Source organism: Flammeovirga aprica JL-4 (assembly GCF_012844305.1).
Classification (GTDB): domain Bacteria; phylum Bacteroidota; class Bacteroidia; order Cytophagales; family Flammeovirgaceae; genus Flammeovirga; species Flammeovirga aprica.
Map to the genome: position 1 here is coordinate 1 of NZ_JABANE010000177.1, position 10,396 is coordinate 10,396.

The window sequence follows — 10,396 nt, forward strand, 5'->3', positions numbered from 1 at the left end:
CAGTGGGAAGTACACATAATAGTTGTTCGATTTATGATGCAAAAATACTACAATTTTTGTTGAGAAGTTGAAGTTTTTAAATCACAAATAGTAAGAAAAAAATGGGTGCTAGTGCTCACCTTATAATGTGACAATCTCAACCGAATAGAGATTCGTGAAATTCCCTGAGAACTTGGACTCCCCAAAACCACTTTCTACATAAAAGTAGATAAAGGTCAATTTTGAATGTGTAGTTATCAAAAATTGACCTTTATGTTTTACCTATATTTCACTATGGTTGAAGTTATATGTTGAAAACTTATTCAATTGCCAAGTTCCGAGTGATGCTAGCACTTTATTCTTAAATAGTGGAGGGCAGTGCTAGTCTTAAAACTCAGAACTTTATTGGTAATTTTGTATATATTTTTTCTTTTAACATTATTCTTCGATTATTGATTATACTTAAAGTATCATTTATGTAATCCATATAATCAAAATGACAAGCATCAATTATAGGCATTGTTATTAAAAAATAATTATTAAGTTCTGTGTTAATACTATCTGATAAAATTATATGAGATTCAGTACCTGAATAGGGGATTGTGTAGATCTCAATCAAGTTTTTTATATTAGAATTTAAATATCTTTTCTTTGGTATAGCTGCATAATCTTTTGATACTGTTACTATTCTTTCTTTATTAATCAGTATCTCAACTTTAAACCTAAATGATTGAAGAGGATATTTAATTACAAAATATAGACTATCACTAGATTGTTCGAATTCCTTATTTAAAAAAAATGTAGGTGTAGTTCGTTTTTTACTGTTAATTAAAAGTTGTTTAGAATCTTTTTGCTCCCAAGTTCCAATTGAAATCGTATCACAAATTTCAATTGGATGCGGAACATAAGAATCATCAGATACAATAGTGAAAACCCCATTTTCATGTATAAATATTTTTTGATAATTATTGGAGTAGATGCCATAAAAATTGTTGTTTTTACTCAATTTTTGACAACTTAAACAAAGTAATAATATCATCAATAATTTTGTTTTTAGCATTTTAATCTTCAAGATTTTTATAAATTTTTACTTTTTCACCATTTTTATTTACACCTTCAATTCTTAATAATGTTGTTTCATTTATATCTTTTAATGAACCTGTTCCACTCACGGGAAATGAACCATCAAAAGCATATTGAGTCCTATAAGCATTTACTTCATTATTCCTTGTTTCTGCTTTATAATATGGACTTTTTATGTTAGCCGCATTTAATAATTTATTCCCTTTAAATCTCAGCCCACCACTTTTTAGTGACTGTACGACATGCCTAATTTCATGAATATGTAGACCATCGTTGGAACCTTCGATGTTAATTACTCCATTACTACCTTTTACTACTCCATGTTTACCATTATCTGAATCAGGCCCTGTCAACCTGAAGGTCTCTGGAGCTTTTGCTATTTGGTCAATATCAGAAATTGCAGTTTTGAGTAGTTCATTTTCATCATTTATTTCTGTAATCTTCATTTTAAACTTTGACTGTTTTCTACTTGAAACTTTACCAGTGTTTATTTTTTTATTAATTCTTGCTAACTTATTGACATTTCTTACAATTACTTTATTAATCCTCTTTTGTAATCTCCTCGCCTTTTTAGGATCTTCCCAAATCATTCCTGTAGGATCATTATATCTAATAGGATTGTTATTAGAGTAGGCGTAAGGAGATAAATGTATTTGTTTTTGGACATCAGCCAACGGATCCACCACAAACCATCTCCCCAAACTAGCATCATAATGCCTAGCACCATAATCATAGAAACCAATTTCCTCCTGCTTCTCTTTTCCATTGTATTGGAATTTATGATCCGGTGTCCCTTCCTTCTCAATACCCACCATATTCATACCAAACGGATAGTAGTGGTTTTCTTGGACGATGTAATCATTGAAGGTGACTTTTAGATTATCGAAGTAGGCATTGACTTCTTCAGATTGATTGAAGATCCCTATTTTCATATAGGCTGTATTTTCAGGTGCAGTGAGTGGCAATTGAAGTTGTTGTCTTTGATCCGCTTTTGAAATAAATGATCGTTCTTTAGTGATTATCTGATCATTTTCATCATAGAAACGAACCTGCAGTGAGATAAGGGGCAATGTTTAGAGTTATTGTTTCCCCATGATTGAAATCGGGGACTTTTGATACACCCACTCTTCCTCCTACAAAAGGCACCAACTGTGGCATCTTTCCCATCTGCAACAAACTATCTTCCAACTGCTGTTCTTGAAGAAGCTGTTTTTGTTGCTTCAGCTCAGAAAGAGAGGGATAGGTTTGGGCATGTAAAACCTCTAGTGTAAAAAATAAAAACAGGAAGAGAGCGTATCTCATTTTCTGATGTTTGCTTTTTATCAACTTGTGTTATAAGTCAAAGACTTAATCTATAGGTAAGTAGTGAGTGATGCTAGTCAACACTCTGAACAATGGGAAGTACACATAATAGTTGTTCGATTTATGGCGTAGGTATACTACAATTTTTGTTTAGAAGTTGAGGTTTTCAAATCACAAATAGTAAGAAAAAATGGGTGCGGGTGCTTCCCTTATAAGGTGATACTCTTCAACTTTAGGAGGGTGATAATCTCAATCGGATAGAGATTCGTGAAATTTCCTGATGACTTGGACTCCCAAAAACCACTTTCTACATAAGAGTTGGTAAAGGTCAATTTTGAATGTGTAGTTTCAAAAATTGACCTTTATGTTTTACCTATCCTTCTTTTTTATTTGAAGTTATAAGTTGGAAATTTATTCGATAGCCGAATGACGCTAGCACTTAATTTTCGGAACAGAGAGGTTGGTCTGATACTCTTACTCCCCCTGCATGAAAAAGAAAGAGATAATGGATAGTTTAAATCTCCACTCTTTAAGCCTAAAAAAGGATAAGAAATAGCAGGGATTCCTTTATATGTTCCTGTAGGTACTTCATCATACCTTTGTAATGCCCTTACTTGTGGGTCTTGTGGTGTAATTCCATTAATAGTTTGACCTTGTATAGTGGATATAAAGGTTGTAAATAGTAATAGAATGAAGATGATATATTTTTTCATTAGTTTCTTTGATATTTTAGTTTATGTGAAGTAATAAGTATGAAACTTCTTCTATATACAAGTTGAGAATGGTACTGCGAACAGTGGAGAAGAATTTAATTATAATAATAAATTCGCTCTTCAACATAGCTTGAATATTCTTTATTATTTTTATCAACATTTATTACTTTACGATAAATCCAATTACTGCTATCATCTAATATATAGTTCTGATATATTGTAGATGAGCCATTTCTAAAATATTTTTCAATTAATTGACCTCTATTATCATATTCAAAATATAATGTATCTGAATTTGAGTTGTAATTATCAATACAAGATTTAAGAAACTGATTATCGTAAAAATACTTTATATTATCAGTCTTTTTTCCCATGAAAAAAATATTTTTTTCTAATAGAATATTATTTTTGTTCAATTTCACATTAGAATAACCATTGAATAAAGTATCACCTAAATCAAAATTTCCAAAATAAATAACATTCCTATTATTATTAATTATATACTGTGAATCTATTGAGTATATTTCTCTATCTTTATAATGTACAATTCTCTCCAAATCTTTACCTATAAAAATATACTTCGAACTATCTACTAGTACATCTTTTCTTATTAGGACAATACTATCAATTGTTCCATTTAATGTTGGCTCAACCCAATAATATTGTTTCACTTTATCTCTACAACTAAGTACTACTATTAATAGTATAAAGTAAACTAATGCCTTTCTCATAATTATTACCTTTTAGGGCGAATTTGTTTCAAAAAGAATGAAGTATCGCTATTATTTTCTAGATCTATAAATCGAACTTTACCATTAAAGATACCCCTTGGTCCTACAACACCATTAATTTTAAGAGTATCTATGATTTGAATTTTTGACTTTTCTTTATTTACATAATTAACATACACATCAGTTGTAGGCTGCCCAAGTGCATCAAATACTAAAAACCCATTGAAAATACTCCCATTTGTACTACCATGTGCAATCCCTTGAGGATCAAACATATCTATAACTTTTTCTCCAGGTTTTGATTTTGGATATTTAATAAGTGGTTCACTAGAAGGTCCTTCTGTCCAAGTACGAATCCTATCATAATCAATATCCTTTGTAAATTCAGCAAATGTTCCCTTCATATTTTCAATAAAAACATCTGCTATTACACCTAAATCATTTCCACCACTTTGAAAACCATTGGCTTTAAAAAAATCTAATCCTCCTGTATATTTACCTTTTAACTCATAATTTTTACCATATCCGGGATTAAATGGTTCCTGTTTAATTTTATCAACATATGACCACCATGATTCATTAAATGCTGTCCCAACAAACTTTTGTTTACCTACTTCTAAAAATTTTCTATCACTCACCAAATAAATCCTGTCAAGACCTGGATCTTTTACAATAGTCACATCTCTTGTTTTATAATTAATGTAAATAAAATCATCCGGCTTTCTACCATCAGAGTCAATAAATCTAATAGGATTATCGAAAGCATAATTATAAACAGAGTGCCTTCTCATCTTTTCTGCTAGAGGATCAACCACAAACCACCTCCCCAAACTCGCATCATAATGCCTAGCACCATAATCAACAAATCCAATCTCCTCTTGCTTCTCTTTTCCATTGTATTGGAACTTATGATCCGGAGTACCTTCCTTCTCAATACCCGCCATATTCATACCAAATGGATAGTAGTGGTTTTCTTGGACGATATAATCGTTGAAAGTGATTTTTAAGTTATCGAAATAGGCATTGACTTCTTCAGATCCCTATTTTCATATAGGCCGTATTTTCAGGTGCAGTGAGTGGCAATTGAAGTTGTTGCCTTTGATTTGCTTTAGAAATAAATGATCGTTCTTTACTGATTATCTGATCATTTTCATCAAAGAAACGAACCTGCAGTGAGATAAGGGGCAATATTTGAAGACAATGTTTCCCCACGATTGAAATCGTAGGCTTTTGATGCTGCACCTATTCTTCCTCCTACAAAAGGCACCAACTGTGGCATCTTTCCCATCTGCAATAAACTGTCTTCCAACTGCTGTTGTTGAAGAAGCTGTTTTTGTTGCTTCAGTTCAGAAAGGGAGGGATAGGTTTGCGCATGCAAAACCTCTAATGTTAAAAATAAAAAAAGTAAGAGAGCGTATCTCATTTTTTGATGTTTGCTTTTTATCATCTTGTGTTATAAGTCTAAGACTTAATCCATAGGTAAGTCCCGAGTGACGCTAATTAACACTCTGAACAGTGGGAAGTACACATAACAGTTATTCGATTTATGGCGTAAATATACTACAATTTTTGTTGAGAAGTTGAAGTTTTCAAATTACAAATAGTAAGAAAAAAATGGGTGCAGGTGCTCACCTTATAAGGTGGAACACCTCAACCTTAGGAGGTGATAATCTCAACCGGATAGAGATTCGTGAAATTCCCTGTGAACTTGGACTCCCAAAAACCACTTTCTACATAAGAGTAGATAAAGGTTAATTTTGAATATATAGTTATCAAAAATTGACCTTTATGTTCTACCTATCTTCTTCTTTATTTGAAGTTCTAAGTTGGAAACTTATTCAATAGCCAAGTTCCGAGTGACGTTTATACTTAGTATTCAGAACAAAGTGGATATTATTCAAATTTATAATTAAAATATAAAAATGCCATATGAGCCGTTAGGTCACATTGATAAATATAACGTATATCAATTTCATTGGTGTAAAACATTAATGACTTAAAATCATAACTCTCTATTTTTTCTAAAGATTTTTCACTTGAATTATAAAAAAAATAGTCTCCATTTACAGTTTTAAAATTTACATTATAATAATATTCAAAAGTTTCACTTTTTAGAAACAACTTTTCTTGAATCCACTCTATTTTATTGATTTTCTTTTCAATAAGAAAATCAATAAAATTTTTTCTTTTTTCAAAGAATTTTGATCTTTTAAAAAGATTATTAACTACAAATTTACATTCAGTAGAATCAACACATTGTAATGTATCATTTTCCCATTTTTCTAAGTCATATGATAAAGTTTTACTACTTTCATTACAACTACTCACTATAATCAATAATAACAACATTTTGATTAACTTTTTCTCTAGAGAAGTCATAACCTTTAAATATATTATCATGTGTAAACGCTCCATATTTTGAATATTTCTTAGCCCCAATTCCTTTTTTAAGGCTATTTAAGAATTTTGCTTCCTTTTCTTTTAAATTTATAGTTGATTTAGAATTATAGATTGAGGTATTTTTCACTGCAAAATATATAGAATTAATACTTCCATCATTTAGTGTAAAACTTGATTTAAATTTTGAATTCTTACTAGGTATTCCATTATAATTCCTTCTGATATTTAGCCCAAAATAATCTCTAATATAGTTTTCATTATCAACAGCCTCTGATTCAAGAAAGTCTCTAGTATTCAGTCCCTCCTCAATACTTCCTAATTCATATGGATTAATAACAAGTTCACCAGACCTTTCTCCATTTATATATTGCTGAGCATGAGTTAATTCGTGCATCAATGAAGTTTCATAAGTTCTAGGTACTCCGTCGACTTTAGATTTATTACTTGATAGATTAAATAAAATAAATGCAGATTTTTCACCATCCATACCTTTACCATAAGAAGTATAATTTTTACCCTCAGTTTCAGAAATAACAGTCCTTTCATTAGAAGCAAGAAAGTTTATTAGTTTAGACCCTTTATCTTCCTTTAACAAGTTTACAAGAGTATTTAAAATTTTCCACTTGAATTCACCACTTCCTATTAATACTATTTCTTCTCCATTTATATCGTTATAGAAGATAGGATTATTAACACAGTAAGTATAATTAGATATAGAATAATACTTTTCACTCATCGGATCCACTACAAACCATCTCCCCAAACTTGCATCATAATGTCTAGCACCATAATCAATAAAACCAATCTCCTCTTCCTTCTCCTTCACATTAAATTGGAACTTAAAATCAGGTGTACCCTTCTTCTCAATACCCGCCATATTCATACCAAACGGATAGTAGTGGTTTTCTTGTACGATATAATCGTTGAAAGTGACTTTTAGATTATCGAAGTAGGCATTGACTTCTTCAGATTGATTGAAGATCCCTATTTTCATATAAGCCGTATGTTCAGGTGCAGTGAGTGGCAATTGAAGTTGTTGCCTTTGATCTGCTTTAGAAATAAATGATCGTTCTTTACTGATTAGCTGATCATTTTCATCAAAGAAACGCACCTGCGATGAGATAAGGGGCAACATTTGGAGCTATTGTTTCTCCACAATTGAAATCGTAGGCTTTTGATACACCCACTCTTCCTCCTACAAAAGGGACCAATTGTGGCATCTTTCCCATCTGCAACAAACTGTCTTCCAACTGCTGTTGTTGAAGAAGCTGTTTTTGTTGCTTCAGCTCAGAAAGGGAAGGATAGGTTTGCGCATGCAAAACCTCCAAAGTGAAAAATAAAAAAAGTAAGAGAGTGTATCTCATTTTTTGATGTTTGCTTTTTATCATCTTGTGTTATAAGTCAAAGACTTAATCCATAGATAAGTTCCGAGTGACGCTAGTTAACACTCTGAACAGTGTGAAGTACACATAATAGTTGTTCTATTTATGGCGTAAATATAGTACAATTTTTGTTGAGAAGTTGAAGTTTTCAAATCACAAATAGTAAGAAAAAAATGGGTGCAGGTGCTCACCTTATAATGTGACACTCTTCTACCTTAGTAGGTACACCTCTTTCCCCTTTACATGTCGTGATCCCTTCCCTTATAAGGGTGAACACCTCACCTCTAGGAGGGTGATAATCTCAATCGGATAGAGATTCGTGAAATTCTCTATAACTTGGTCTCCCAAAAACAACTTTCCACATAAGAGTAGATAAAGGTCAATTTTGAATGTATTAGTTATCAAAAATTGACCTTTATGTTTTACAATTCCTTCTTTTTTATTTGAAGTTATAAGTTGAAAACTTATTCGATGGATAAGTTCTAGGTGACGCTAACACTTAACACTCAAAACAATTAAGGATATATCTCAAAGCTAATGACAAATTTAAATTTATAAATCTTTCCAATATCTAACTTTAACAATCTCATTATCTATAAAAAGTAAATCTAAATATGTATCAGTTTCTAATAAATCCTTATAAATTTTCAATCTTGCAATACTATATTTCCCATCATTTGATATTATACAATTCTCAAAAGACTTTGGAAATAACTGTTTAATTTTATTGAAATTATTAAAGAACATACCACTATTCATATTGATATCTCTACTATTCAGATAAAATTCTTTTATCTTTCCATATTGAAATTTTATATACTCGTCTTTATAGTTTAATATAATTGTTGGTTCATCATCAACTATTGGATCAAATAGTTTTTTAATATTATTTGGTTTACCTTTTATAACCATTATATCTGTTTGAGATATATCATTTATTTGTTTTGTTCCAATATTTATATCATTAATATCTATCATCTCGTAAGTTAGAATAGATATTATTAAGATTGTATTAATTGTATTAATCATTTTTTATTCAGCTAAATATATTTCCCAATTTTCCCATGAAAATGGTTCAAATAGATTATTTATCATTTCATTTTCTTTTTGATTCTTATTACTCATAACATTTCCGTTCTTATCAAATTTTGTATCAAATAATTCCAATGGATCTTTTCGATTACTCTTTGATTTTTTATAAGTATCTCCCACAGAATATTCAATATGTACATGTTCTTCAGATTCTGACATATGTTTAGCATTACCAGAGTTACCCTGAATGCCTATCTCATCTCCTTCCTTTATTTTTCCAGATGCCCGACCTTTATCTTCTAAATGTGCATATAGAGTCCATTCATACTTACCTTTGTGTTCAGAAGTATTTTCACTTCTTATTAAAACATAAAAACCAAAAGTATCAGATTCACCAGCAGACCAAACAGACCCTCCTTTTATACTTTTAATTTTTGTCCCTTTAGGGGCTAGAATATCAACACCATTATGGTCTTTAAGATTCCCATCTTCGTCTGTTCTGTTATTTTCACCAAACAGTCCACCTGATTTTCCTTTACTTGTGGATCTAATCTGAGGTTTTTTCACAGGATCTCCTAACATTGGAGCCATACCATCAGGATCAATAAATCGAACTGGATTATTAAAAGCATAATTATAAACAGAGTGCCTTCTCATCTTTTCTGCCAGAGGATCAACCACAAACCACCTCCCCAAACTCGCATCATAATGTCTCGCACCATAATCAATAAAACCAATCTCCTCTTGTTTCTCCTTCCCATTATATTGGAATTTATGATCCGGTGTACCTTCCTTCTCAATACCCGCCATATTCATACCAAATGGGTAATAGTGGTTTTCTTGGACGATATAATCGTTGAAGGTGACTTTTAGGTTATCGAAATAGGCATTGACTTCTTCAGATTGATTGAAGATCCCTATTTTCATATAGGCTGTATTTTCAGGTGCAGTGAGTGGCAATTGAAGTTGTTGTCTTTGATCCGCTTTTGAAATAAATGATCGTTCTTTAGTGATTATCTGATCATTTTCATCATAGAAACGAACCTGCAGGAAAGCTTTTGCATCAACCCTTTCAGATGACCCATAGATAATAGTAGGTACAGGAAGTGCAGTTTGCTGTGTTGTACTAGAAGCTACTTCCCCTGTAGTTGGGGTTGCAGAATTTACCATTGTGGTAGAAGTAGTCGTTTCCTGTATATCGTTATCATCTATATAATAAATACCTGATACAGATGCTGTAAATGTATCTCCTGCTTTTAGCTCTAGAGCGATGTTTGCACCACCTCTGTCTTTTTCTTCCTTTGAACCTCCCAAACGCTGTGCGTACTGCCCTGTTTCAGCATTGAGCATGATACGGTTTTTATCTGCCTTTTTAAAGAATGATTGCTCATCTTCAAAGTCTTCATGATAAACAGAATTCAAGCGGACTGCAGCACGTAAATTACCCAGATGATCTTTGTAATGATACTCCTCTACAAACTCTTCCTCTTCCAAATGAGATGTAATTCCCGAACCTTTAGCCAAGACTCTTCCCTCAGCCGTATGCATAAATTGAAGTGCATCGTTCTCGTAAACAAAACCTCCGATATAATCCGTTGTTTTTGCTACTTTATACTCACTTTCTATATATTTCACTCATCTTGTGCCACTCATTTCACTGATATTGTGCCACTTTCAAATTGCTATTAGCAAGATATTGAAAAATAAATTAATATTACTCTTTTGTTTCTAATGTCCTAAGTGATTTCCCCTTTAAATCCAATCTATGTGATGA

12 protein-coding genes are annotated in these 10,396 nt (G+C 31.7%); all 12 read right to left on the minus strand.

Annotated elements, in window-relative coordinates; genetic code table 11:
• Positions 1-373 precede the first annotated feature (373 nt).
• The 12 genes from HHU12_RS31675 to HHU12_RS35870 all read right to left on the minus strand — a co-directional run bounded on the left by HHU12_RS31675 (position 374) and on the right by HHU12_RS35870 (position 10,257).
• Positions 374-1,039 (minus strand): hypothetical protein, encoded by a 666-nt coding sequence (locus tag HHU12_RS31675; RefSeq protein ID WP_169660750.1) that lies wholly within the window; start codon positions 1,037-1,039, stop codon positions 374-376.
• A 1-nt stretch (position 1,040) separates the two neighbouring features.
• A complete protein-coding gene (locus HHU12_RS31680) occupies positions 1,041-2,132 on the minus strand; it encodes an RHS repeat domain-containing protein (RefSeq protein ID WP_169660751.1) in 1,092 nt (363 codons plus the stop codon).
• Entirely contained in the window at positions 2,098-2,364 is a 267-nt protein-coding gene (locus HHU12_RS31685) for a hypothetical protein (RefSeq protein ID WP_169660752.1), read from the minus strand. The genes HHU12_RS31680 and HHU12_RS31685 overlap by 35 nt, the downstream gene beginning before the upstream one ends.
• 386 nt (positions 2,365-2,750) lie before the next feature.
• Positions 2,751-3,077 (minus strand): hypothetical protein, encoded by a 327-nt coding sequence (locus tag HHU12_RS31690; protein WP_169660753.1) that lies wholly within the window; start codon positions 3,075-3,077, stop codon positions 2,751-2,753.
• A 95-nt stretch (positions 3,078-3,172) separates the two neighbouring features.
• Positions 3,173-3,808, minus strand: a complete 636-nt coding sequence (locus HHU12_RS31695; RefSeq protein ID WP_169660754.1) for a hypothetical protein — start codon at positions 3,806-3,808, stop codon at positions 3,173-3,175.
• Positions 3,809-3,813: 5 nt separating this feature from the next.
• A complete protein-coding gene (locus HHU12_RS31700) occupies positions 3,814-4,809 on the minus strand; it encodes an RHS repeat domain-containing protein (RefSeq protein WP_317170561.1) in 996 nt (331 codons plus the stop codon).
• Positions 4,810-4,961: 152 nt separating this feature from the next.
• Positions 4,962-5,231, minus strand: a complete 270-nt coding sequence (locus HHU12_RS31705) for a hypothetical protein (protein WP_169660756.1) — start codon at positions 5,229-5,231, stop codon at positions 4,962-4,964.
• Positions 5,232-5,701: 470 nt separating this feature from the next.
• A complete protein-coding gene (locus HHU12_RS31710; RefSeq protein WP_205960053.1) occupies positions 5,702-6,187 on the minus strand; it encodes a hypothetical protein in 486 nt (161 codons plus the stop codon).
• Positions 6,129-7,343 (minus strand): RHS repeat-associated core domain-containing protein, encoded by a 1,215-nt coding sequence (locus tag HHU12_RS31715; RefSeq protein WP_169660758.1) that lies wholly within the window; start codon positions 7,341-7,343, stop codon positions 6,129-6,131. The genes HHU12_RS31710 and HHU12_RS31715 overlap by 59 nt, the downstream gene beginning before the upstream one ends.
• A complete protein-coding gene (locus HHU12_RS31720; RefSeq protein WP_169660759.1) occupies positions 7,306-7,572 on the minus strand; it encodes a hypothetical protein in 267 nt (88 codons plus the stop codon). The genes HHU12_RS31715 and HHU12_RS31720 overlap by 38 nt, the downstream gene beginning before the upstream one ends.
• Positions 7,573-8,142: 570 nt before the next feature.
• Positions 8,143-8,619, minus strand: coding sequence for a hypothetical protein (locus tag HHU12_RS31725; protein WP_169660760.1), 477 nt, complete (start codon positions 8,617-8,619; stop codon positions 8,143-8,145).
• 3 nt (positions 8,620-8,622) lie between these two features.
• A complete protein-coding gene (locus HHU12_RS35870; protein WP_169660761.1) occupies positions 8,623-10,257 on the minus strand; it encodes an RHS repeat-associated core domain-containing protein in 1,635 nt (544 codons plus the stop codon).
• Between the last annotated feature and the right edge of the window lie 139 nt (positions 10,258-10,396).